Genomic DNA, 21988 nt, shown 5'->3' with positions numbered 1-21988 from the left:
CTTGCGGCGGGTGTAGAAACGCACGGCATCTGGCCCGTAGGCATGCAAGTCGCCGAACAGCGAGCGTTTCCAGCCGCCAAAGGAGTGGTAGGCGACCGGCACCGGCAGCGGGACGTTGACGCCGACCATGCCGACCAGGATATTGTCGCAGAAGTGGCGTGCCGCTTCGCCGTCGCGAGTGAAGATGCAGGTGCCGTTGCCGTACTCGTGCGCGTTGATCAGGGCCATCGCTTCTTCCAGCGATGCGGCGCGCACCACGCCGAGCACGGGGCCGAAGATTTCTTCCTGGTAGATGCGCATGCCCGGCTTCACGTGGTCGAACAGGCAGGGGCCGAGGAAGTAGCCGTTGCTGCGCTCGCCGTTCGCATCGCGCACCATCAGCTCCCGGCCGTCCACCAGCAGGGTGGCGCCTTCGGCCACGCCGGTATCGACGTAGCCCTTGACCTTTTCGAAGTGCTCGCGCGTGACGAGCGGGCCCATGTCGTTGCCTGCGTCGGTGCCGGGGCCGACCTTCATCTTCGCGATCTCGGCCTTCAGGCCGGCGATCACGGCCTCGGCGGTGTCATCGCCGATGGCAACCACCAGCGGCACCGCCATGCAGCGTTCGCCGCAGGAGCCGAAGGCCGCGCCCATGAGCGCATTGACGGCGTTTCCGATGTCGGCGTCGGGCATGACAACCGCGTGGTTCTTCGCGCCGCCCAGGGCTTGCACACGCTTGCCGTGTGCAGTGCCGGTTGCATACACATACTGCGCGATCGGGGTCGAGCCGACGAAGCTGACCGCCTGCACGCGCGAATCGGTCAGCAGCGTGTCCACCGCTTCCTTGTCGCCGTTGACGACGTTGAGCACGCCCGGCGGCAGGCCGGCTTGCAGCGCCAGCTCGGCGATGTACACCGCGGCCGACGGATCGCGCTCGGAAGGCTTGAGCACGAAGGTGTTGCCGCAGGCGACGGCCATCGGCCACATCCAGAGCGGCACCATTGCCGGGAAGTTGAACGGTGTGATGCCGGCGGTGACGCCGAGCGGCTGGAACTCGCTCCAGGAATCGATGGCCGGGCCGACGTTCTTGCTGTGTTCGCCTTTCAGCAGTTCGGGGGCGTAGCTCGCGTATTCGACATTCTCGATACCGCGCTGCAGTTCGCCCATGGCGTCGCTCAGCACCTTGCCGTGTTCGGCGGTGATCATTGCGCAGATCTTGTCCGCATGCTCCTCGAGCAACTGCTTCAGGCGGCTCATGACGCGCGCGCGCTTGAGCGGTGGCGTGCTGCGCCATGCGGGGTAGGCCAGTTCGGCGGAGGCGATGGCTTCCTCCACGGTCGCCTTGTCGGCGAGGCGGACCTTCTTTTCCGCGACGCCGGTGGCAGGGTTGAAGACGGGGGCGGTACGCTCACCGCGCGAGACATGCCCGCCGTGAATGAAATGGCCGATGGTGCTGGGTGTAGTCATGTGTGGTCCTTGCGTTCAGGCGGTTTCGTTGATGGCGTCGCCGAGGGCGTTGATGAGCGCGTCGATTTCCTCGCGCGTGGAAATGAAGGGCGGCGCGAGCTGGATGGTGTCGCCGCCGTAGCGGACGTAGAAGCCTTTCTGCCAGCACTTCATCGCAATCTCGTACGGCCGCTTCGCCGGTTCGCCCGGCACGGCGGCGATCGTCAGGCCCGCTGCCAGGCCGTAGTTGCGGATGTCGGCCACGTGCTTGCTGCCCTTGAGGCTGTGCACTGCGTTCTCGAAATGCGGGGCCAGCTCGCGCACGCGCTGAATCATGTTTTCCTTCTCCAGGATGTCGAGCGCCGCCAGGCCCACGGCGCAGGCAACCGGGTGGGCGGAGTAGGTGTAGCCGTGCGGGAATTCGAGCATGTATTCCGGCCCGCCGGTCTGCATGAAGGTGTCGTAGATTTCCTTCTTCGCGATGACCGCGCCCAGCGGCTGCGCGCCGTTGGTGACCTGCTTGGCGACGTTCATGATGTCCGGTGTGACGTCGAATGCCTCGGCGCCGGTGAACGCCCCGCAGCGGCCGAAGCCGGTGATCACCTCGTCGAAGATCAGCAGGATGTTGTTCTGCGTGCAGATCTCGCGCAGGCGCTTGAGGTAGCCCTTGGGCGGAATGATCACGCCGGCCGAACCCGAGAACGGTTCCACGATCACGGCGGCGATGTTGGAGGCGTCATGCAGCGCGATCAGGTTGAGCAGCTGGTCCGCCAGTTCGGCGCCTTGCTCGGGCATGCCCCGCGAGAAAGCGTTCTGCGGCAGCAGGGTGTGCGGCAGGTGGTCGGCTTCCACTGCTTGCCCGAAGGTCTTGCGGTTGCCCACGATGCCGCCGACGGAAATGCCGCCGAAATTGACGCCGTGGTAGCCCTTTTCGCGGCCGATCAGGCGCGTCTTGCCGGCCTGTCCCTTGGCGCGCCAGTAGGCGCGGGCCATCTTGAGCGAGGTGTCCGCGGCTTCCGAGCCCGAGCCGGTGAAGAACACATAGTCCAGTCCGGAGGGCACCAGCTCCTTGATGCGGTTGGCGAGCTCGAACGAAAGGGGATGGCCGTGCTGGAACGCCGGCGCGTAGTCCAGGGTGTCGAGCTGCTTGCGCGCCGCTTCGGTGATCTCCTTGCGGCCGTGGCCGAGGCCGCAGCACCACAGGCCGGACAAGCCGTCGAAAATCTTGCGGCCGTCGCCGTCAGTGTAATAGGCGCCCGAGCCGCCGGTGATCATGCGCGGCGATGCCTTGAAATTGCGGTTGCCGGTAAAGGGCATCCAATGGGCTTCCAGCCATTCTGCGTTGTGTGCTTGTGTCATGTCCGCTCCAGTCCATCCTGTTGGTATAAGAGTCCTATTCTGAACCTGCGTGTTACTATCATGAATACTCAAATATCAATGTTTACTTGAATATCCATGCAAGTAAAAAGACGGGCCATCCTTGGCCAGCTCAGCGATGCCGACATGCGCCTGCTGCGCGTATTCAAGAGCGTGGTCGACTGCGGCGGCATGGCGGCGGCCGAGCTGGAATTGAATATTGGCATTTCAACCATCAGCAAGCATGTGAAGGACCTGGAAACCCGCCTCGGCCTGACCTTGTGCCACCGCGGCCGCAGCGGTTTCGCCACCACGGCGGAGGGGCAGCGGATCTACCAGGAAACGCAGCGCCTGCTGGCGGCCACGGACGCCTTCATCCGCGGCGTGGACGATATCCACAGCCGGCTGGGCGGCCAGCTCAATGTGGCCGTGTTCGACAAGACTGCCAGCAATCCCGCCGCACACGTCGGCGATGCAATCGCGCTGTTCACCCGGCTGGCACCGGAGGTTTCGCTCCACATGCACGTCGGGCCGATCAACACCATCGAACGCGGCGTCATGGACGGCCAGTTCCAGGTCGGCATCATCCCGGTGCATCGCAACTCCGCCAGCCTGCGCTACGACACCTTGTTCGGCGAGACCATGCTGCTCTACTGCGGCAGCAAGCACCCCTTGTTTGTCGAACGGAATACCGCGATGACCTGGAAAAGCCTCAACGCCTACCGTTTCGCCGGACTGGGCTACCACTCGCCCAACATGGAAATCAGCCAGCGCGTGCGCCTCGCGCGCAAGGCGACCGGGTTCGACCAGGAATCGATCGCGACGTTGATCCTGTCCGGCGAGTTCCTCGGATTCCTTCCCGACCACTACGCGAAAAGTTTCGAGGCGGAAGGATTGATGCGGGCAGTGAAACCCTCAGTGTTCCGTTATGAATGCAGTTTCGTCAGCGCGATCCGGCAATCGCCGGAGCCGCAGCGGGTGACGCAAGTGTTCCATGACTGCCTGTTGCAGGCGCATGGGAAGAAGCGGGAGCAGGCGGGGTGAGGGGAGACGCGGGCACGGATGCCGTGCCCGCGCGTGGATGAAGCTTACTTGCCGTTCGCCCTGTTGATCAGGAAGGTGGTGAGCAGCGGCACCGGACGTCCGGTCGCGCCCTTGGCGGCGCCGCTCTTCCATGCGGTGCCGGCGATGTCGAGGTGCGCCCAGGTGTACTTCTTGGTGTAGCGTTCCAGGAAGCAGGCCGCGGTGATGCTGCCGCCGGGCGGGCCGCCGATGTTGGCCATGTCAGCGAAGTTCGACTTGAGCTGTTCCTGGTAGGCGTCCTCGATGGGCATGCGCCAGGCGGTGTCGCCGGTTTCCTTGCCTGCCGCGAGCAGCTCTTGCGCCAGTGCATCATGTGCATCGTCGTGGCGCGTGAACAGGCCGGTGTTGTGGTGGCCGAGTGCGGTGACGCAGGCGCCGGTCAGGGTGGCGATGTCGACCACGGCGGCCGGCTTGAAGCGTTCGGCATAGGTCAATGCGTCGCACAGGATCAGGCGGCCTTCGGCATCGGTGTTGAGGATCTCGATGGTCTGGCCGGACATCGAGGTCACGATGTCGCCCGGCTTGGAGGCACGGCCGGAGGGCATGTTTTCGCAGGCCGGGATCACGCCGACCACGTTCAGCTTGAGGCCGAGCTCGCCGAGTGCGCGGAAGGTGCCGAGCACCGAGGCGGCGCCGCACATGTCATACTTCATCTCGTCCATGTTGGCGCTGGGCTTGATCGAGATGCCGCCGGTGTCGAAGGTGATGCCCTTGCCGACCAGCACGATCGGCGCATCCTTCGGCTTGCCGCCGTTGTACTTCATGACGATGAACTTCGGCGGCTCTTCGCTGCCCTTGGTCACCGAGAGGAAGCTGCCCATCTTCAGCGCTTCGATCTGCTTGCGGTCCAGCACTTCGACGCCGAACTTGTAATCCTTGGCCAGCTTCTTGGCCACGCCGGCCAGATAAGTCGGGGTGCAGATGTTGGGGGGAAGGTTGCCGAGGTCCTTGGTCAGCGCCATGCCGTTGGCAAGGGCGGTGGCCTGGGCGGCAGCGGTCTTGGCCGCATTCGACGCGGCCGAGGAGGTCAGGACGGCAATTTTCTTCACGCCGCCTTTTTCCTCCTTCTTGCTCTTGGTCGTGTCGAAGCGGTAGTTGGCGTCGCGCACGGCGAGCACCGCGCAGCGGATTGCCCAGGACACGTCGCGGTTCTTGATTTCCTCAAAAGGGAGGGCAAGCGTCGCCTCGTTCGTTCCCAGGTTGGAAAACACGCGGGATGCGGCCTGCACCGCGGCCTGGAAATTCTTCTCGGAGACCGATTCCTCGTTCCCCAGGCCGACCAGCAGCACGCGTTCCGCCGCCGCGCCGTCCAGGCCGCGCAGCAGGAGGGTAGTGCCGGCCTTGCCGGTGATGTCGCCCGACTTGAGCGCCGCGGTGATCGCTCCCTTGCCGTCGAGGGCCTTCGCGCCCGCCGACAATTTCTTGTCTTCAAATACACCGACCGCGATGCAGCCGGTTTTCACTCCTAAAAGGCCGGTTTTAGCCTCGATTGGTTTTATGCTAAAGTCCATAGGTCACTCCTTCTCCAGACGCAATTATAGTCTTCTATTCAATGATCTTTCAGCGCGCACTCCGACGCGAATTGGTAAGTACCGCTGGCGCTGTCTTCACCACGCTTTTCACCATCACGATTACTGTCATGCTGATCAAGATCCTCGGCCAGGCTGCCGGGGGCAAGGTCGCATCCCAGGACGTGATCGCCCTGATCGGCTTTGCCGCCCTGCGTTACCTGCCGATCATCCTGATTCTGACATCCTTCATTTCGGTACTTGTTGTCGTAACGCGAAGTTATCAGGATTCGGAAATGGTGGTCTGGTTCGCATCCGGGCTCTCCCTCTCCCGCTGGGTCAGGCCGGTCCTGTCTTTCGGCCTGCCCGTCATCGCGGTCGTCGTGGCATTGAGCTTCTTCGTCACGCCTTGGGCGAACCGCCAGAGCGCCGAATTCCGCGAGCGCTTCCAGAAGCGCGAAGACATCGCCAAGGTCTCGCCGGGCCGCTTCCAGGAATCATCGTCCGCCGACCGCATCTTCTTCGTGGAAGGTGTCAGCGGCGATGCGACCAAGGTACAGAACGTGTTCGTCAATACCGTCAAGGATGGCCGCAACAGCATCGTCGTCGCCCGCGAAGGCTCGGTCATGCTCGACGAGCGCGGCGACAAGTTCCTGGTCATGAACCAGGGACGGCGTTACGACGGCATGGCGACCCAGGCGGATTTCCGCGTGATGGAATTCGAACGCTACGGCGTGCTGGTGGCGCGGCAGTCGCAGGCGCTGATCGGCGACCAGTCGGCGCGCTCCCTGTCCACGCCGGAGTTGCTGGCCAACATGAATCACTTCAACGCCGGCGAACTGCTGTGGCGCATTTCCCTGCCGGTGATGGGCTTGCTGCTCATGCTGCTGGCCATCCCGCTGAGCTTCGCCAATCCGCGCGGCGGCCGCTCGGCCAACCTGTTGATCGCCTTGCTGCTGTTCATCATCTACAGCAACATGGTCAGCGTGTTCCAGGCGGCGGTGGTGCAGAAGCGCATGTCCTTCGAGGCCGCATGGTGGCCGCTGCACCTCGTCGCGGCAATCCTGATCGTCCTGCTGTTTTCCTGGCGCCTGTTCGTCAACAGCGAATACCACCCGGCTACGAAGTGGGGCGCCTTCAAGCGCGCCTGGCTGTTCAGGAAGGCGGGGGCGCAATGAAAGTCCTCGACCGCTATGTATCGCGGGAAATCGTCGGCGCGGTCGTATTCGCGCTGGTCGCCTTTCTCGCCCTGTTCGCCTTTTTCGACCTGATCGGCGAACTGCCGCAGGTCGGGCGCGGCGGTTACGAGCTGCAACATGCGTTCCTGTACGTCGCCATGGGCTTGCCCGGCTATGTCTACGACCTGATGCCCATCGCGGCGCTGATCGGCACCATCTATGCGCTGGCGCAGCTCGCGGCGAAATCCGAGTTCACCATCATGCGCGCCTCGGGCCTGTCGACGGGCAGGGCCGGCTGGATGCTGGCGAAGATCGGTATTGTCTTCGTGCTGATCACCTTCCTGTTCGGCGAAGTGATTGCGCCGGCCAGCAGCGAAATGGGCGAAAGGCTGAAGCTGCAGGCGCAGGGTGCGACGGTCTCCAAGGAATTCCGCACCGGCCTGTGGACCAAGGACGTGATCCGCCAGAACGGCGTGGAAGGCGAGCCGGTCGGCTCGCGTTTCCTGAACGTCGGCGACGTCACGACGGATGGGCAATTGCAGGGCGTGAAGATGTACGAGTTCGACCGCGAATTCCATCTCACTGCCGTGGTCACGGCGGATCACGCCGACTACAAGGGCCGCAATATCTGGCGCCTGGCGAACGTGACGGAGACCGTATTTCCGCGCAATGCCGCCGATCTTTCCGCCGTCGTCACCACGCGGCAACTACCGCAGCGCGACCTTGTATCCGAGATCACGCCCGATATTCTGTCCGTCCTGTTCGCTGATCCCGACCGCATGTCGGCCTACGGGCTGGCCACCTACACGCGCCATCTCGCCGAGAACAAGCAGACCACGGAACGCTATGAAATCGCTTTCTGGAAAAAGCTGTTCTACCCGCTCGCGGTGCTGGTCATGATGGCGCTGGCCCTGCCGTTCGCCTACCTGCATTTCCGCGCCGGCGGCGTGAGCCTGAAGATCTTCATCGGCATCATGATCGGCGTGAGTTTCCAGCTGCTCAACAGCCTGTTCTCGCACCTGGGCCTGCTCAATACCTGGCCGCCGCTGGCGACTGCGGTATTGCCGAGCATGACTTTCCTGCTGGTGGCGGTGGCCGCCTTGCTGTGGGTACAGAAACACTAGGAGTGGTCATGGCGCAGCGTTCCCTCGTCCTGTTTGCCCACGGCGCGCGCGACCCGCGCTGGGCCGAGCCTTTCCAGCGCCTGCAGCAGTTGACGCAGGCGCAGATGCCGGATGCGGCCGTGTCGCTTGCCTTTCTTGAACTGATGGAGCCGCGGTTGCCGGAACTGGTCGGGCGGCTGGTGCAGGATGGGTGCGGGGAGGTGACGGTGGTGCCGGTCTTCTTCGGGCAGGGCGGGCATGTGTTGCGTGATCTGCCCGTGATGCTGGAGAAGCTGAGGCAGGATTATCCGCAGGTAGTGATACGTGCCGTGCCCGCTGTGGGGGAGGATGCAGAGGTGTTGAATGCGATTGCGCGGTATTGCGTGGGAGCGGCTGGCGTCCTCTAGCGGCTTGACGGGTTTCGCTGCGCTCTACCCACCCTACAGTCCTTTGTGGAGAACCGAATTTACCGTCCCTATAAAGAACGGTAGGGTGGGTAGAGCGCAGCGAAACCCACCAGCGCCGGAAATCAATCACCCGCGCGCCGCCAGCGCCTCGCCAAACATCACGAGCACCGGCCCATGGCAACCGGCCAAACCTTTTTCCAATTCCCCCAGCTGAAAACGCAGGATCCGTTCATTCGCACGACTGCAGTTTTCAATCACAAGCACCGGCAATGAGGGCGAGCGTCCCTGCGCCAGCAATCTCTGCGCGGTGGTAATCGCTTCCTTGCCGCCCATGTACTGGATCAGCGTGTCACAATCGGGCAGGGTGGTGTGTTCCGGATGACCCGGCGCGGTGGCCGACGTGAAGAACGCGACGCTGCGCGCGACGCCACGCTTGGTCAATGGTTGTTTCGACGACGCAGCCGCGGCAAGCGCTGCGGTGACACCCGGCACGATCTCGACTTCGATGCCTTCCGCTTCCAGCGCCCGCAATTCCTCGTCGGCACGGCCGAACATCATCGGATCGCCGCCCTTGAGGCGGACGACCAGCTTGTATTTGCGCGCGCATTCCACGAGTTTCCGGTTGATGACGTCCTGCGCCGTCGATCGCTGCCCGGAGCGCTTTCCGACCGGGATCTTTTCAGCCTGCGGGCACAGCGCCAGCATTTCTTCCGTGACCAGTGCGTCGTAGAGCACCACGTCGGCCGCCGAAAGCAGCCGGGCGCCGCGGACCGTGATGAGGTCGGCGGCGCCCGGGCCGGCGCCGAGCAGGATGACCTTGCCGGTCGTCTTCTGCGCGGCGGATGGGGATGTCATGAAGTGCGGGTCAGGCGATGCGGATCATGCCCGCGGCCACCGTCTGGTGCGTCACTTCATCGATCAGGATGAAGGCGCCGGTCGAGCGGATCGCGTCGTAGGCATCGGCGGCCAGCGGCTGCTGGACGTTGAGCGAGACGGTGGCGATGTCGTTCAGCTTCAGCGCATCGGCGGGACGGCGTTCCTGCGTGTTAATGTCGAGCAGGGTGTCGATCTTCGTCACGCGCGCCGCGACCTGCTTGGTGGTGTGCTTGAGCCAGTACTTGCGGCGCATGTCGAGCGGTTCCTCGGACAGCCAGCAGATGTCGGCTTCCACCGTCTTGAGCAGGGTGGCCGGCCGGTCGGCCTGCACCAGCATGTCGCCGCGCGAAATGTCCAGGTATTCGTCCAGCAGGAGGGTGACCGACTGGCCGACGGTGGCGGAATCGAGCGAGCCGTCCAGCGTGAGGATGTCCTTGACGGTAGCGCTCTGGCCGCTCGGCTGCACCATCAGCTTGTCGCCTTTCTTCACCTTGCCGGCTTCGATGCGGCCCATGTAGCCGCGGAAGTCGTTGGCTTCGTGGCCGTTGTGGCGTGCCACCAGCTGCACCGGATAGCGGAAGGGCTCGTCGTGCGATTCGTCGTACACGGACAGCGATTCCAGCAGCTCGATCAGCGTCGGGCCTTCGTACCACGACATCTTGTCGCTGGCGGTCACGACGTTGTCGCCGGCCAGTGCCGACAGCGGAATCGCGCGCACATCGGCGAGGCCGAGCTGCTTCGCGAACTGCTGGTAGGCGGCGACGATGCGGTCATAGACGGTCTTGTCGTAGTCGACGAGGTCCATCTTGTTGACGGCAACGATCACGTGCTCGATGCGCAGCAGGTGGGCGATGGTCGAGTGGCGCTTGGTCTGGGTCAGCAGTTCCAGGCTGCCGTCTTCGCCCAGCTTCACCTTGGAGACGTCGACCAGGATGATGACGGCGTCGGCGGTCGATGCGCCGGTCACCATGTTGCGGGTGTACTGTTCGTGGCCCGGGGTGTCGGCGATGATGAACTTGCGCTTGGGCGTGGCGAAGTAGCGGTAGGCGACGTCGATGGTGATGCCTTGCTCGCGCTCGGCTTCCAGGCCGTCGGTCAGCAGGGAGAGGTCGACGGTGTCGCCGACGGTACGCTTGTGCTTGGCGCGCGAGATCGCGTCGAGCTGGTCGGCGAAGATGCCCTTGCTGTCGAACAGCAGGCGGCCGATGAGCGTGCTCTTGCCGTCGTCGACGGAGCCGGCGGTGATGAAGCGCAGCAGGCCGCGCTCGGTGACGGTCGACAACACTTGTTCAGAGACTGCGGCGTTCATCAGAAATACCCTTCCTTCTTGCGTTTTTCCATCGATGCTTCGGATGTCTGGTCATCCATGCGGGTCGCGCCGCGTTCGGTGATCTGCGTGACCGCGGTTTCGGCGAGGATCGCGTCCACCGTGCCGGCGTCGGAGGCCACCGGGCAGGTGCAGGAGATGTCGCCGACGGTGCGGAAGCGCACCATGCGCGTTTCGACGGATTCGCCTTCCTTCGCGGGGGTCAGTTCAGTCAGCGGCACCAGCAGGCCGTTGCGCGGGATGACCTGGCGCTCGTGCGCGAAGTAGATCGAGGGCAGCGCCAGCTTTTCGCGGGCGATGTATTGCCACACGTCGAGCTCGGTCCAGTTGGAGATCGGGAATACGCGCATGTTCTCGCCCGGATGCACGCGGGTGTTATACAGGTCCCACAGTTCCGGACGCTGCGCCTTCGGGTTCCACTGGCCGAATTCGTCGCGGAAGGAGAAGATGCGCTCTTTCGCGCGGGCCTTCTCTTCGTCGCGGCGCGCGCCGCCGATGCAGGCGTCGAAGCCGAATTCGGAAATCGTTTCCAGCAGCGTCACCGCTTGCGCCGCGTTGCGCGAATCCGTTTGCGGATTGCGCAGGCGCACGGTGCCCTTCTTGATGGAGTCTTCCACCGAGCGCACGATCAGGCGCTCGCCCAGTTCATTGGCGCGGCGGTCGCGGAATTCGATCACTTCCGGGAAGTTGTGTCCGGTGTCGATGTGCACCAGCGGGAAGGGGAACTTGCCGGGACGGAAAGCCTTCTCCGCGATGCGCAGCAGCACCACCGAATCCTTGCCGCCCGAGAAAAGCAGGGCGGGATTCGTGCACTCGGCCGCCACCTCGCGCATGATGTGGATCGCTTCCGATTCGAGCCAGTCCAGGTGACGGTTGCTGGCTGCGTCCAAAAAGAGTTTTTCGACTGCTGTGTTCATGATTTTTAAGCTGCTACCGATTTGATTCTGACCAGCTTGCCATCCACCACGTGGAGGCCGCATTCCTTGGATTCCGGGTTTTCCCACCACCAGCGCCCGGCGCGCACATCCTCGCCCGGCTGGATGGCGCGGGTACAGGGCTCGCAGCCGATGGACGGATAGCCCTTGTCGTGCAGCGGGTTGTACGGCACGTTGTTGCTGCGGATGTAGTGCCACACGTCCTCTTCCGACCAGTCCGCCAGCGGATTGAACTTGGTCATGCCGTGCGCCGGATCGTCTTCCTGCACGGCGAGATCGGCGCGGGTGGTCGACTGCGCGCGGCGCTGGCCGGTGACCCAGGCCTTGTTGCCGGCGAGCGCGCGATTGAGCGGTTCGACCTTGCGGATGCGGCAGCATTCCTTGCGCATCTCGACGCTGTCGTAGAAGGCGTTCAAGCCGTTCTGCTGCACATAGGCGTCGATGGCGGCCGGCTCCGGCTTGTACAGCTTGACCTCGGCGCCATAGGTTTCCCTGATGCGGTCCACCATGCCCAGGGTTTCCTTGTGCAGGCGTCCGGTCTCCAGCGTGAAGATGCCGATCGGCAGCTTCGCGCGCAGGATCATGTCGGCCAGCACCATGTCCTCGGCGGCGAGGCTGGAAGCGAAGACCGCGGGCGAGAACTCGGCGGCGATGCGCTTGAGCGTCGCCTGCGTGTTCTCGACCAGGGTGGCATAGTCACTCATGCCTCGGCTCCCGCACCGCGCTGCACGCGGCGGAACAGCGGCGACTTCTGGTCCCAGGAGTTGGAATACACCTCGGAGAAATCGGTCAGGCCCTTGAGCGCGTCATGGATGTTCTTGTCCGCGCGCACGGCGAAGGCATCGAAGCCCACGCGCTGCATCAAGAACAGCTGGTCGCGCAGCACGTCGCCGATGGCGCGCAGCTCGCCGGTATAGCCGAGACGGGAGCGCAGGTTCCAGGCGATCGAGTAGCCGCGGCCGTCGGCGAATTTCGGGAAGTCGACGGCGATCAGCTTGAAGCGGCCGAGGTCGTCCTTCAGTTCTTCCGGGCGCTCGCTGCTGCCGATCCACACGCCGAGCTCGGCGCGGTTTTCCAGCGCGGCGCGCTGCTGCTGCCACACCTTCAGCGGCACGATGACCTTGCCCTCGGGGACGGCGACGGAATCCGGCGCATCCTCTTCGCCAAGGCGGAAAACAGTCCAGTCATCCGCGACGACGGCCTTGTTCTTGATGATGTTACGCATAGGCGTCTTCTCCAGCGGGATGTTCGATCTTGATCGGGGTGGCGTACACGAATTCCTTGAACGGCGCGACGCCGATGCGCCGCGCGGTGTCGATGAAGCGCTCGTCCTCGGTGCGCTCGCGCACGTACACCTGCAGGATGCGGTCGATCACTTCCGTCACCTGATGGGCGGAGAAGGACGGGCCGATGATCTTGCCGATGCTGGACTCGTTGCCCTGCGAACCGCCGATCGATACCTGGTACCACTCGCTGCCGTCCTTGTCCACGCCGAGGATGCCGATGTGGCCGATATGGTGGTGGCCGCAGGAGTTGATGCAGCCGGAAATGTTGAGCTCGAGGTCGCCGATGTCATGCTGGAAGTCGAGGTTGTCGAATCGCTCGGCGATGTCCTGCGCGATCGGGATCGACTTCGCATTGGCCAGCGCGCAGAAGTCGCCGCCGGGGCAGCAGATCATGTCGGTCAGGTAGCCGATGTTCGGCGTGGCCAGGCCGTGCTTCTTCACTTCTTCCCACAATGCGATCAGGTCGGACTGCTTGACGTCGGCCAGCACGAGGTTCTGCTCGTGGGTGGCGCGCAGTTCGCCGTAGCTGTAGCGGTCGGCGAGGTCGGCGACGAAGTCCATCTGGTCGGCGGTGATGTCGCCCGGCGGCACGCCGGTCTTCTTCAGCGACAGCACGACGGATGCGTAGCCCGGCACCTTGTGGCCCTTGACGTTGCGCTCGATCCACTTGGTGAAGGCGCGGTTTTCCGCCTTCAGGTGCTCGACCGCGTTGTCGGTGGCGGGCAGGGTTTCATAGGCCGGCGCGGTGAAGTAGGCGGCGACGCGCTGCAGTTCTTCCACCGTCAGCGTGCTCGGGCCATCCTTCAGGTCTTGCCATTCCTCTTCCACCTGGCGCGCGAACTCCTCGACACCGAGCGCTTTCACCAGGATCTTGATGCGCGCCTTGTACATGTTGTCGCGGCGGCCGTACTGGTTGTAGACGCGCAGGATGGCTTCGACGTAGCTCAGCACATGCTGCCACGGCAGGAAGGACCGGACTTCGCTGCCCAGGATCGGGGTACGGCCCATGCCGCCGCCGACGAAGACGCGGAAGCCGATCTCGCCCTGTTCATTCTTCAGGACCGACAGGCCGATGTCGTGCACCATGATCGCCGCGCGGTCTTCTTCCGCGCCGTTGATCGCGATCTTGAACTTGCGCGGCAGGTAGGCGAACTCGGGGTGGAAGGTGCTCCACTGGCGCAGGATTTCGCAGTACGGGCGCGGATCGATGATTTCATCGGGCGCGACGCCGGCGAACTGGTCGGAGGTGATGTTGCGCACGCAGTTGCCGGAAGTCTGGATGGCGTGCATCTCGACCGAGGCCAGCTTGGCGAGGATGTCCGGCGTCTCTTCCACCTTGATCCAGTTGAACTGCATGTTCTGCCTGGTGGTGAAGTGGCCGTAGCCGCGGTCGTGCTCGCGCGCGATGTGGGCGAACATGCGCAGCTGGCGCGAGGCCAGCAGGCCGTAGGGCACGGCGATGCGCAGCATGTACGCATGGCGCTGGTAGTACAGGCCGTTCTGCAAACGCAGCGGGCGGAATTCGTCTTCGCTCAGTTCGTTGGCCAGGCGGCGGCGCACCTGGTCGGCGTATTGCGCCACGCGTTCCTTGACGATCTGATGATCATATTGGTCGTAACGATACATCTTCTTTTTTCCAATCTTAAAAAACCAGTTTCGCGGCGACGCCGGTCAGCGTCGTTGCCAGCAGGCCGCGCAGGATCTTTTCCGGGACCGCCTTGGCGGCGAGGGAACCGATGGTGATGCCGGGCAGGGAGCCCAGCAGCAGGGCGGCGAGCAGCATCCAGTCGATCGAGCCGAGCCACCAGTGGCCGAAGGCGGCGATGGCGGTGAGGGGGACGGCGTAGGCGATGTCGGTGCCGGCGATTTCCGCGGGGGACAGGCGAGGATACAGTAATACCAGGATGGTTGCACCGATTGCGCCGGCGCCGATGGACGAGACGGTGACCAGCGTGCCGAGGATGGCGCCGACCACGATGGTGGCAACCATCAGCCTGGTGCCTTGCAACTGTTTTTCGGGATGCCTGAGCACCCATGCCTGCATGCGGCCGCGGAACAGCAGCGCGACCACGGTCAGCAGCACGGAAAAGGCGATGGAATAGCGGATGATCTGGCCGATTTCCTTGTCCAGCGCGCCGAAGTGCTTCAGCGCAATCGCGGCGAGGACGGCGGCGGGCAAGGCGCCGAAGCAGAGGTGGCGGACGATGTCCCAGTGCACCGTGCCGCGGTAGCGGTGGGCCACCGTTCCGGCAGCCTTGGTGGTGGAGGCAAACGCGAGGTCGGTGCCGACGGCAACGGTGGGGGAAACGCCGAACATGAGGGTGAGCAGGGGCGTCATCAGCGAGCCGCCGCCGACGCCCGTCAGCCCGACCAGCAGGCCGACCGCAAAACCGGAAATTACATAAGTAAGAGTCATGTCACCTCACGCAAATTAGCGTGAATCGTAATAAACTTATTCCTTATTCCAAACTACTTAGAATTTATTTGCTTATATGCTCAATCGGCATATATAAACACGGAAAAGTAGGCATGGTTTTTTCAAAAGGGAAACGATGAACCTCCATCAACTCCGCTTTGTCCGGGAAGCCGTACGGCAGAATTTCAACCTCACCGAGGCGGCGAAGGCCTTGTATACCTCACAGCCGGGCGTGTCCAAGGCGATCATCGAACTGGAAGAGGAACTGGGGGTGGATATTTTCACCCGCCACGGCAAGCGCATCCGCGGGCTGACCGAGCCGGGCAGGGCGGTGTTGCGCTCGGTCGAGCTGATCATGCAGGAGATCGACGGGCTGAAGCGCATCGGCAAGGAGTTCGCGGCCCAGGACACCGGCAGTTTCACGATTGCCACCACGCACACCCAGGCCCGCTACACCCTGCCCAAGGTGGTGCAGGCATTCACCCAGAAATACCCGAAGGTGAAGTTGTCCCTGTTGCAAGGAAATCCGCGCCAGATCGCCGAGATGGTGCTGAAAGACCAGGCCGACCTTGCCATCGCGACCGAGGCGATCGCCAGTGCGGATGGGCTGATTTCCCTGCCCTGCTATCAGTGGGAGCACGTGGTCGTGGTGCCGCACGAACATCCCTTGCTCAAGTCCAGGACGGTGACACTGGAGGAAATCGCGAGCTATCCGCTGATCACGTACGACGCTGCATTTGCCGGCCGTGCAAAAATCGATCACGCCTTCCAGATCCGCGACCTGAAACCGGACATCCTGCTGGAGGCGATCGATGCCGATGTGATCAAGACTTACGTGGAGCTCGGCATGGGCGTCGGCATTATCGCCGGCCTGGCCTTCGACCCGGAACGGGACAAGGGGCTGGAAGCCATCCAGGTGGGCCATCTGTTCGGCACGAACGTATCGCGCGTTGCCCTGAAACAGGGCGCCTACCTGCGCAGCTATGTATACAGTTTCATCGAACTGCTCACGCCCACGCTCAACCGCAAGCTGATCGAACAGGTGATGAGCGGCGAGAAAGACAGTTACGAGCTCTGAGCCGCAAATTTCTCCATTGCACTACGATATTCGGGTAAAATGCCCGCCGTCATTGGGGAGTAGCCTCCCTCCGATTTGCGAGAGGGGCTTGCGTCAACAGACTTGACCTTATGGGTCATGGCGCAAGCGACTCCAGGTTTGGCGAGACCTTTGACCATGCTGCCTCTGCTTGGGCCGGAGGGCGCGCATGGTCATCGGTATTCATCCGGCCCTGGAGCATTCATGGAAGCTTTCCTTTTATCGACCGGCATCGTCTCCCTGGCTGAAATGGGCGACAAGACGCAGCTGCTATCCCTTCTCCTTGCTGCGAAATTCCGCCGGCCAATTCCCATCATCCTCGGCATCCTCGTCGCCACCTTGCTGAACCATGCGTTCGCCGGTGCGGTCGGCGGCTGGCTCACCGATTTCTTCGGCAGGGACGTGCTTCGCTGGGTGCTGGGCCTGTCCTTCCTCGCCATGGCGGTGTGGACCCTGATCCCCGACAAGATCGATGATCTGGACGCCAAGCCGCAGCGCTTCGGCGTCCTTGCGACCACCATCGTGGCCTTCTTCCTCGCCGAGATGGGCGACAAGACGCAGGTGGCGACGATTGCGCTGGCGGCGAAATACTCCGCCTTCTACGCGGTCGTGACCGGCACTACGCTGGGCATGATGATCGCCAACGTGCCGGCCGTCCTGCTGGGCAACAAGATCATCGAGATGGTGTCGATGCGGCTGGTGCATGCGATTGCCGCCGTCATCTTCGCGGTGCTGGGCGTGCTTACGCTGCTCAACGTGGGCAGCTTGTTCTAAGTACGGAATCCGAGGCGCCGCGACAGCTGTTCCGCGTGCGCCTTGGTCTGAGCCGCGATCTGACCATTCCAGTCCTCATCGACATGCGCCGCCGACCCCACGACCGTCAATGCAAAGCGCATGCGGCCCTCGTGATCGAACACCGGCGCCGAGAAGGCGTTGAACCCGGCGAGCAGGCGTTCTGCGGTGCGCGTCCTCGCCGGCGCCCGTGCTGCTGACGGCTCCAGGTGCCCGATCATGCGCGCCATTCCGTGGCGGCGCGTGTCGTCCAGCAAGGGTTCCAGCTCGCGCATCGATTGCGGCGCATCCAGCTTTTCGCCGCGGTTCTGCGCCAGCTCGTGCTGGAGCAGTTCGCCGGTTTCGCTCGCCGGCAGGAATGCCGCGAAGCACAGTCCGCTGGCGGTGTAAGTCATCGGCATCACGCTGCCGATCTGCAGGTTGACCGTGACCGGCCGCTTCGATTGCAGCAGCCGGATATAGGTCGGCCCGAAATTGCCCCATGTCGCCAACGCCACCGTTTCCCCGGTGGCTTCGCGCAGACCCGCCAGGGTCTCGTCCGCGAGCTTGACGGCATCCAGCCGCCCCAGCGACACCAATCCCAGTTCCAGCGCCAGTCCTCCCAGGTCGTACAAGCCGTTCGCGGCATCCTGTTCCACCAGTCCCACGCGGATCAGGCTGACCAGATAGCGGTGGGCCTTGGCCGCCGGCATGCCGGCGCTCCGGGCGAGGGCGGAAAGCGTCTGCGGCCCCGAGGCGCGGGCCAGCGCGACCAGCAGCGGGCCGGCCACTTCCACGGACTGGATACCTTGACGCGAGTCATTCGGCGGGCTGTCGGCAGTTGATTTCATTCCGGCTTGGGATTACGATATGGTGAATTGATTTAATAATACGTAATTTCCGGCAATCGCAAAAGCCCTTTTCTTCACCACAAGGACCCCCGGATGAAACTCGCCACCCTCAAGGATGGAACCCGTGACGGCCAGCTGGCCGTCGTATCGCGCGACCTGAAGACCGCCCACATCGCCGACGGCATCGCGCCGACCATGCAGCGCGCACTCGACGACTGGAGCTTCATCGCGCCGCAACTGCAGGCGCTGTACGAACAGCTCAACGCTGGCAAGGCGCAGCGCAGCTTCGATTTCAACCCGGAGCGCTGCATGTCGCCGCTGCCCCGCGCTTACCAGTGGGCGGACGGCTCGGCTTACGTGAACCACGTCGAGCTGGTGCGCAAGGCGCGCAATGCCGAGATGCCGGAATCCTTCTGGCACGATCCGCTGATGTACCAGGGCGGTTCCGACGAATTCATCGGTCCGACCGACGACATCCTGCTGGCTTCGGAAGAATGGGGCATCGACTTCGAGGGCGAGGTGGCGGTGATCACCGACGATGTGCCGATGGGCACGACCGCCGAACAGGCGGGCTCGCACATCAAGCTGCTGATGCTGGTCAACGACGTCTCCCTGCGCAACCTGATCCCGGCCGAACTGGCCAAGGGCTTCGGCTTCTTCCAGTCCAAGCCGGCATCCAGTTTTTCCCCCGTCGCCGTGACGCCCGACGAGCTCGATACCGCATGGCAGGACGGCAAGGTGCACCTGCCGCTGCGCGCCACATGGAACGGCGCGCTGGTCGGACAGCCGAATGCCGGGGCGGACATGGTGTTCAGCTTTCCGAAGTTGATCGCGCACCTGGCGAAGACGCGCGGTGCGCGCGCCGGATCGATCATCGGCTCGGGCACGGTGTCCAACAAGGATTCCGCCAAGGGCTATACCTGCATCGCCGAAAAACGCGCGCTGGAAATGATCGCGCACGGCGAAGCGAAAACGCCGTTCATGAAGTTCGGCGACACGATCAAGATCGAGATGCTGGACGCCAACGGCAAATCGATTTTCGGTGCGATCAACCAGAAGGTCGCGCAATACACGCCGCCAAAAGCGCGCTGATCACTACACGAGGAGCTGCCATGAGCACACTTGCCGCTACCGCCGTCGGACAGGCTGCCGGCATTCCCGCAGCCGTGCCTATCCACGGCCTGCACCATTTCGCCTACCGATGCCGCGACGCCGAAGAGACCCGGCATTTCTACGAGGACATCCTCGGCCTGCCGCTGTTCCACTACATCCGCAAGGACATCGTGCCCTCGACCGGCGAATACTGCCCCTACGTGCACATCTTCTTCCGCATGACGGACGGTTCCTGCATGGCCTTCTTCGACCTCGGCGACAATGTCGCGCCCGATGCATCGCCCAACACGCCGGCCTGGGTCAACCACATCGCGCTGCGCGTGGACACGATCGAGCAACTCGAAGCGATGAAGGCGCGCCTGGAAGCGAACGGTATCGAGGTGCTGGGCGTGACTGACCACCGCGTCTTCCACTCCATCTATTTCTTCGACCCCAACGGCATCCGGCTCGAACTCTGTGCGCAACTTGCTTCCGAAACGCAGATGGCGGCGGAGCAGGCCGGCATTCGCGAAAAGCTGGATGAATGGACGAGGGAAAAAAACGAACGCCTGGCGAAGAAGTGACCAGGACTTCGAAGCAATAAACAGGGGAAAGAAATGCATCCCGGACGGGAAACCGTCCGGGATTTTTTTCAGGCGGCGAGACGCGAGGCGGTCGTCGTCTTGCAGCCGTCCAGCAGGAAGGCAAGGCTGATCACCAGCACCAGCTCGCCCTCGGCGGAGCGCGCGGTGCCGTTGACGCCGGGGACGGAAAGGGCGGTCAGCGGCTTGATCACGAGGTCGGCGGTACCGTCAACGGCTTCCACCGCAACGATGTACGGCTGTGCAGCCGCAATCACGATGCCGACCTTTTCCCGCGTCGGCTCGTAGCCGAGGATGCCGCCCAACGAAAGCACCGCGAGCGGACGGCCCTGGTCGCGCAGCACCGGCGAGCCGCCGACGGATTCAAACTCTTCCGGCAATTCCACCACGCGTTCCACCACTGCCATCGGCAGTGCCAGCGCCGCGCCGGCGGTGCGCACCAGCATCGTCGGCACGATCGACAGCTCGATCGGCAGGCGGATGGTGAAGACGGTGCCCTTGCCCATGTCGGACTCGATGCGAATCGCGCCGCGATGCTTTTCGACGGCGGTCTTCACCACGTCCATCCCGACACCGCGGCCGGATACGCTGGACGCCACTTCCTTGGTCGAGAAGCCGGGCAGGAAAATCAGTTGCAGCGCTTCTTCCTTGCTCTGCGCGGCGTTTTCATTGATCAGTCCCTTGGCGATGGCCTTGGTGCGCAGCTTGTTCGGGTCCATGCCCTTGCCGTCGTCGGAAACCTGGATCATGACGCTGCTGCCTTCCTGCCATGCCTTGAGCAGGATGGTGGACTTGGCCGGCTTGTCGGTGGTCGCGCGCTCCTCGGGCGTTTCGATGCCGTGGTCCAGGGAATTGCGCAGCATGTGCACCAGCGGGTCGTACAGGCTGTCCACCACCACGCGGTCCACTTCGGTTTCCGCGCCTTCGATGACGAGGTCGACATCCTTGCCGAGGTCGCGCGCCAGTTCGCGCACCAGGCGCGGGAACTTCTGGAACAGGCGGCCTACCGGTTGCATGCGGGTCGAGAGCGTCGCGCGTTGCAGCTCGGTGGAATAGCGCGAGGCGCGGCTCAGGGTTTCCTGCAGGGTCGACATCAGGGCAGCGGCCTGTCCTTCGAACTTGAACTGCGAGAGCTTCTCGAGGAGCACGGCGGCCTGGTTGGCGGCCTGGACGGATTCGCCGGCCACTTCCAGCAGCGCATCGAGCTTGACCGCGTCGATGCGGATGGTGTCTTCCTTGACTTGCGCGACGACCGGGCGTGCCGCCTCGTCGGCTGCCGGCTTGACGATCGGCGTGACGTTGGCGGGGGCTGCAACAGGCGCTGCGGCAGCAGGTGCGGCAGCGGGGGCAGCGGGCAGGGTGCCGGCCGGCACGACGGCGCGGTAAAGCGCCTCCCAGTCCAATCCGCCGGCACCCACGGTGCTCACAGCGACGGCGGGCTCGGCTGCCGCGGCGGCCTCCACCGTGGCGGGCGCAGCGGGGGCGGGAGCAGTGCCGCCTTCGATTGCTTGCGCCACCAGCGCTTCGAGCGAGGGCGGCATGGCCGGCAGGCTGTCGGGCGAGGCGCCGTTGGCCAGCTGTTTGAGCTGGTCGCCGACGAAGCCGCTGGCCTGCAGGCCGGCTTCGATCGCGGCCGGGGTAACGGGCACCTTGCCCGTGCGCAGCGCGTCGAAGAGGTTTTCGGTCAGGTGGCAGGCAGAGACGATGGCCGGCAGGTTCATGAAGCCGGCGCCACCCTTGATCGTATGGAAGGAGCGGAACAGCGCGTTCAGGCTGTCGCTGTCGTCCGGCCGCCGCTCGAGCGAGAGCAGGTGCTCTTCCACGTTCGTCGCCAGGTCCAGCGCCTCGACGACGAATTCCTTGAGCATGTCATCCATCAGAACCCCAGATCGGCAAGCAAGCTGTCCACGTCGTCCTGCGCCATGGCGGTGCCCGGTTCGGACGGTCCCTGCATCAAATCGACCGGCTTGTGTTCGGCGATGGCTGCCTTGACTTCCGGCGGCGCGTTATCGCGCAGCAGTTGCGCCAGTTCGTTCTCGACGCGATTGGTGATGTTGACGATCTTCTTGATCAGCTGGCCGGTGATGTCCTGGAAGTCCTGGGCCATCATGATCTCCAGCAGGCGCGCCTTTTCGGCTTCGGTCGCTTCCATCACGACGGCGGCGAACTGTTTCGAATCGCCCGCCAGCGCCTTGAATTCGTCGATGCTGAGCTTGCCGTCGAACAGCTGGGCCCAGCGGTTTTCCATGTCCTGCGCCTTCTTGCCGAGGGTTTCCTGTTCCGGCATGCAGGTATCGACCGCGTTGAGCACCTTGTTGGCAGCCTGTTCCGTGAGCGAGGCCACGTGATTCAGGCGGCCCTGGGCGTCGCTGATCTGGCTTGCCACGTCCGAGAGCGAGCGGTCGTAACCGAGCTCGCGCAGGGAATCGTGCAGCATGCGGACGATGCCGCCCAGCCGTTCATACATGGGCTTGGCCGACTGGTCCTCGGCTTCGGCGGCTGCTTCACCATCCACCGGTTCTGCAGCGGCTTCGGCTTCCGCAGAAGCTGCAGGGGCGGCGACCGTTTCGACGCGTTGGGCGGCCACTTCTTCAAACAGTGCTTCGAGATCGTCGTCTGCTGCGTCGGTCATGGTGATGCTTTCCTATGTGTGGTGTCGGCTTTTGTCTTACAGGT

The 21988-nt window shown here is 63.7% G+C and carries 21 protein-coding genes and 1 riboswitch; of the genes, 8 read left to right on the top strand and 13 right to left on the bottom strand.

Annotated elements, in window-relative coordinates; genetic code table 11:
• Together VFF99_RS20245 and VFF99_RS20240 are read right to left on the bottom strand one after the other, a co-directional pair.
• A partial coding sequence (locus tag VFF99_RS20245) for a CoA-acylating methylmalonate-semialdehyde dehydrogenase (RefSeq protein ID WP_325020733.1) occupies positions 1–1446 on the bottom strand: 1446 nt, incomplete at its 3' end.
• 15 nt (positions 1447–1461) lie between these two features.
• On the bottom strand, positions 1462–2784 hold the full coding sequence (locus tag VFF99_RS20240; protein WP_325020732.1) for an aspartate aminotransferase family protein: 1323 nt from the start codon (positions 2782–2784) through the stop codon (positions 1462–1464).
• A gap of 96 nt (positions 2785–2880) precedes the next feature.
• Between VFF99_RS20240 and VFF99_RS20235 the strand changes: the two genes are divergently transcribed.
• A complete protein-coding gene (locus tag VFF99_RS20235; RefSeq protein ID WP_325020731.1) occupies positions 2881–3825 on the top strand; it encodes a LysR family transcriptional regulator in 945 nt (314 codons plus the stop codon).
• Between the two features lie 44 nt (positions 3826–3869).
• Here VFF99_RS20235 and VFF99_RS20230 read toward each other — a convergent pair whose 3' ends face one another.
• Positions 3870–5375 (bottom strand): leucyl aminopeptidase, encoded by a 1506-nt coding sequence (locus tag VFF99_RS20230; protein WP_325020730.1) that lies wholly within the window; start codon positions 5373–5375, stop codon positions 3870–3872.
• 41 nt (positions 5376–5416) lie between these two features.
• Between VFF99_RS20230 and lptF the strand changes: the two genes are divergently transcribed.
• Genes lptF through VFF99_RS20215 form a run of 3 tightly spaced genes read left to right on the top strand, consistent with a single transcriptional unit; the run spans position 5417 to position 8060 of the window.
• Positions 5417–6550 (top strand): LPS export ABC transporter permease LptF, encoded by a 1134-nt coding sequence (lptF, locus tag VFF99_RS20225; RefSeq protein ID WP_325020729.1) that lies wholly within the window; start codon positions 5417–5419, stop codon positions 6548–6550.
• The gene (gene lptG / locus VFF99_RS20220) at positions 6547–7674 is read left to right on the top strand and encodes an LPS export ABC transporter permease LptG (protein ID WP_325020728.1); all 1128 of its coding nucleotides are present in this window, start codon (positions 6547–6549) and stop codon (positions 7672–7674) included. The genes lptF and lptG overlap by 4 nt, the downstream gene beginning before the upstream one ends.
• Positions 7675–7682: 8 nt before the next feature.
• A complete protein-coding gene (locus tag VFF99_RS20215; protein WP_325020727.1) occupies positions 7683–8060 on the top strand; it encodes a CbiX/SirB N-terminal domain-containing protein in 378 nt (125 codons plus the stop codon).
• Between the two features lie 126 nt (positions 8061–8186).
• On the opposite strand, the gene cobA is transcribed toward VFF99_RS20215, so the two are convergent.
• From cobA to VFF99_RS20180, 7 genes are read right to left on the bottom strand one after another with little or no spacing between them, the layout of a single operon-like run.
• Entirely contained in the window at positions 8187–8915 is a 729-nt protein-coding gene (cobA, locus tag VFF99_RS20210; RefSeq protein WP_325020726.1) for a uroporphyrinogen-III C-methyltransferase, read from the bottom strand.
• Between the two features lie 10 nt (positions 8916–8925).
• Positions 8926–10245 carry a sulfate adenylyltransferase subunit 1 gene (locus VFF99_RS20205; protein ID WP_325020725.1) on the bottom strand — a complete coding sequence of 440 codons (1320 nt, stop codon included), beginning with the start codon at positions 10243–10245 and terminating at the stop codon, positions 8926–8928.
• Positions 10245–11180, bottom strand: a complete 936-nt coding sequence (gene cysD / locus VFF99_RS20200) for a sulfate adenylyltransferase subunit CysD (protein ID WP_325020724.1) — start codon at positions 11178–11180, stop codon at positions 10245–10247. The genes VFF99_RS20205 and cysD overlap by 1 nt, the downstream gene beginning before the upstream one ends.
• Positions 11181–11185: 5 nt before the next feature.
• Positions 11186–11902, bottom strand: a complete 717-nt coding sequence (locus VFF99_RS20195; protein ID WP_325020723.1) for a phosphoadenylyl-sulfate reductase — start codon at positions 11900–11902, stop codon at positions 11186–11188.
• The gene (locus VFF99_RS20190; protein ID WP_325020722.1) at positions 11899–12423 is read right to left on the bottom strand and encodes a DUF934 domain-containing protein; all 525 of its coding nucleotides are present in this window, start codon (positions 12421–12423) and stop codon (positions 11899–11901) included. The genes VFF99_RS20195 and VFF99_RS20190 overlap by 4 nt, the downstream gene beginning before the upstream one ends.
• Positions 12416–14110, bottom strand: a complete 1695-nt coding sequence (locus VFF99_RS20185; RefSeq protein WP_325020721.1) for a nitrite/sulfite reductase — start codon at positions 14108–14110, stop codon at positions 12416–12418. The genes VFF99_RS20190 and VFF99_RS20185 overlap by 8 nt, the downstream gene beginning before the upstream one ends.
• Positions 14111–14126: 16 nt before the next feature.
• Complete coding sequence (locus VFF99_RS20180) at positions 14127–14900, bottom strand: sulfite exporter TauE/SafE family protein (protein WP_325020720.1); 774 nt, start codon at positions 14898–14900, stop codon at positions 14127–14129.
• Positions 14901–15036: 136 nt separating this feature from the next.
• On the opposite strand from VFF99_RS20180, the gene VFF99_RS20175 reads away from it, so the two are divergent.
• Positions 15037–15978, top strand: a complete 942-nt coding sequence (locus VFF99_RS20175) for a CysB family HTH-type transcriptional regulator (RefSeq protein WP_325020719.1) — start codon at positions 15037–15039, stop codon at positions 15976–15978.
• 42 nt (positions 15979–16020) lie between these two features.
• A riboswitch (yybP-ykoY riboswitch) is annotated at positions 16021–16196 on the top strand.
• Between the two features lie 4 nt (positions 16197–16200).
• A complete protein-coding gene (locus VFF99_RS20170; RefSeq protein ID WP_325020718.1) occupies positions 16201–16770 on the top strand; it encodes a TMEM165/GDT1 family protein in 570 nt (189 codons plus the stop codon).
• Here VFF99_RS20170 and VFF99_RS20165 read toward each other — a convergent pair.
• Positions 16767–17618, bottom strand: coding sequence for an IclR family transcriptional regulator (locus VFF99_RS20165; RefSeq protein WP_325020717.1), 852 nt, complete (start codon positions 17616–17618; stop codon positions 16767–16769). The two genes, VFF99_RS20170 and VFF99_RS20165, sit on opposite strands and share 4 nt — an antisense overlap.
• A 93-nt stretch (positions 17619–17711) precedes the next feature.
• Between VFF99_RS20165 and VFF99_RS20160 the strand changes: the two genes are divergently transcribed.
• Together VFF99_RS20160 and VFF99_RS20155 are read left to right on the top strand one after the other, a co-directional pair.
• Positions 17712–18710, top strand: coding sequence for a fumarylacetoacetate hydrolase family protein (locus tag VFF99_RS20160; RefSeq protein ID WP_325020716.1), 999 nt, complete (start codon positions 17712–17714; stop codon positions 18708–18710).
• A gap of 20 nt (positions 18711–18730) precedes the next feature.
• The gene (locus VFF99_RS20155; RefSeq protein WP_325020715.1) at positions 18731–19294 is read left to right on the top strand and encodes a VOC family protein; all 564 of its coding nucleotides are present in this window, start codon (positions 18731–18733) and stop codon (positions 19292–19294) included.
• Positions 19295–19362: 68 nt separating this feature from the next.
• Here VFF99_RS20155 and VFF99_RS20150 read toward each other — a convergent pair whose 3' ends face one another.
• Together VFF99_RS20150 and VFF99_RS20145 are read right to left on the bottom strand one after the other, a co-directional pair.
• Positions 19363–21189, bottom strand: coding sequence for a chemotaxis protein CheA (locus VFF99_RS20150; RefSeq protein WP_325020714.1), 1827 nt, complete (start codon positions 21187–21189; stop codon positions 19363–19365).
• Positions 21189–21944 (bottom strand): protein phosphatase CheZ, encoded by a 756-nt coding sequence (locus VFF99_RS20145; protein WP_325020713.1) that lies wholly within the window; start codon positions 21942–21944, stop codon positions 21189–21191. Before VFF99_RS20145 ends, VFF99_RS20150 begins: the two co-directional genes overlap by 1 nt.
• Between the last annotated feature and the right edge of the window lie 44 nt (positions 21945–21988).

Origin of the sequence: Noviherbaspirillum sp. (assembly GCF_035654295.1) — a bacterium.
Lineage (GTDB): Bacteria > Pseudomonadota > Gammaproteobacteria > Burkholderiales > Burkholderiaceae_D > Noviherbaspirillum.
This window is presented reverse-complemented; position numbering and strand designations above follow the sequence as displayed.

Coding starts and splice junctions, on each gene's coding strand:
- VFF99_RS20240 (WP_325020732.1), bottom strand. CDS start 2,784: ATGACACAAGCACACAACGCAGAATGGCTGGAAGCCCATTGGATGCCC.
- VFF99_RS20235 (WP_325020731.1), top strand. CDS start 2,881: ATGCAAGTAAAAAGACGGGCCATCCTTGGCCAGCTCAGCGATGCCGAC.
- VFF99_RS20230 (WP_325020730.1), bottom strand. CDS start 5,375: ATGGACTTTAGCATAAAACCAATCGAGGCTAAAACCGGCCTTTTAGGA.
- lptF (WP_325020729.1), top strand. CDS start 5,417: ATGATCTTTCAGCGCGCACTCCGACGCGAATTGGTAAGTACCGCTGGC.
- lptG (WP_325020728.1), top strand. CDS start 6,547: ATGAAAGTCCTCGACCGCTATGTATCGCGGGAAATCGTCGGCGCGGTC.
- VFF99_RS20215 (WP_325020727.1), top strand. CDS start 7,683: ATGGCGCAGCGTTCCCTCGTCCTGTTTGCCCACGGCGCGCGCGACCCG.
- cobA (WP_325020726.1), bottom strand. CDS start 8,915: ATGACATCCCCATCCGCCGCGCAGAAGACGACCGGCAAGGTCATCCTG.
- VFF99_RS20205 (WP_325020725.1), bottom strand. CDS start 10,245: ATGAACGCCGCAGTCTCTGAACAAGTGTTGTCGACCGTCACCGAGCGC.
- cysD (WP_325020724.1), bottom strand. CDS start 11,180: ATGAACACAGCAGTCGAAAAACTCTTTTTGGACGCAGCCAGCAACCGT.
- VFF99_RS20195 (WP_325020723.1), bottom strand. CDS start 11,902: ATGAGTGACTATGCCACCCTGGTCGAGAACACGCAGGCGACGCTCAAG.
- VFF99_RS20190 (WP_325020722.1), bottom strand. CDS start 12,423: ATGCGTAACATCATCAAGAACAAGGCCGTCGTCGCGGATGACTGGACT.
- VFF99_RS20185 (WP_325020721.1), bottom strand. CDS start 14,110: ATGTATCGTTACGACCAATATGATCATCAGATCGTCAAGGAACGCGTG.
- VFF99_RS20180 (WP_325020720.1), bottom strand. CDS start 14,900: ATGACTCTTACTTATGTAATTTCCGGTTTTGCGGTCGGCCTGCTGGTC.
- VFF99_RS20175 (WP_325020719.1), top strand. CDS start 15,037: ATGAACCTCCATCAACTCCGCTTTGTCCGGGAAGCCGTACGGCAGAAT.
- VFF99_RS20170 (WP_325020718.1), top strand. CDS start 16,201: ATGGAAGCTTTCCTTTTATCGACCGGCATCGTCTCCCTGGCTGAAATG.
- VFF99_RS20165 (WP_325020717.1), bottom strand. CDS start 17,618: ATGAAATCAACTGCCGACAGCCCGCCGAATGACTCGCGTCAAGGTATC.
- VFF99_RS20160 (WP_325020716.1), top strand. CDS start 17,712: ATGAAACTCGCCACCCTCAAGGATGGAACCCGTGACGGCCAGCTGGCC.
- VFF99_RS20155 (WP_325020715.1), top strand. CDS start 18,731: ATGAGCACACTTGCCGCTACCGCCGTCGGACAGGCTGCCGGCATTCCC.
- VFF99_RS20150 (WP_325020714.1), bottom strand. CDS start 21,189: ATGGATGACATGCTCAAGGAATTCGTCGTCGAGGCGCTGGACCTGGCG.
- VFF99_RS20145 (WP_325020713.1), bottom strand. CDS start 21,944: ATGACCGACGCAGCAGACGACGATCTCGAAGCACTGTTTGAAGAAGTG.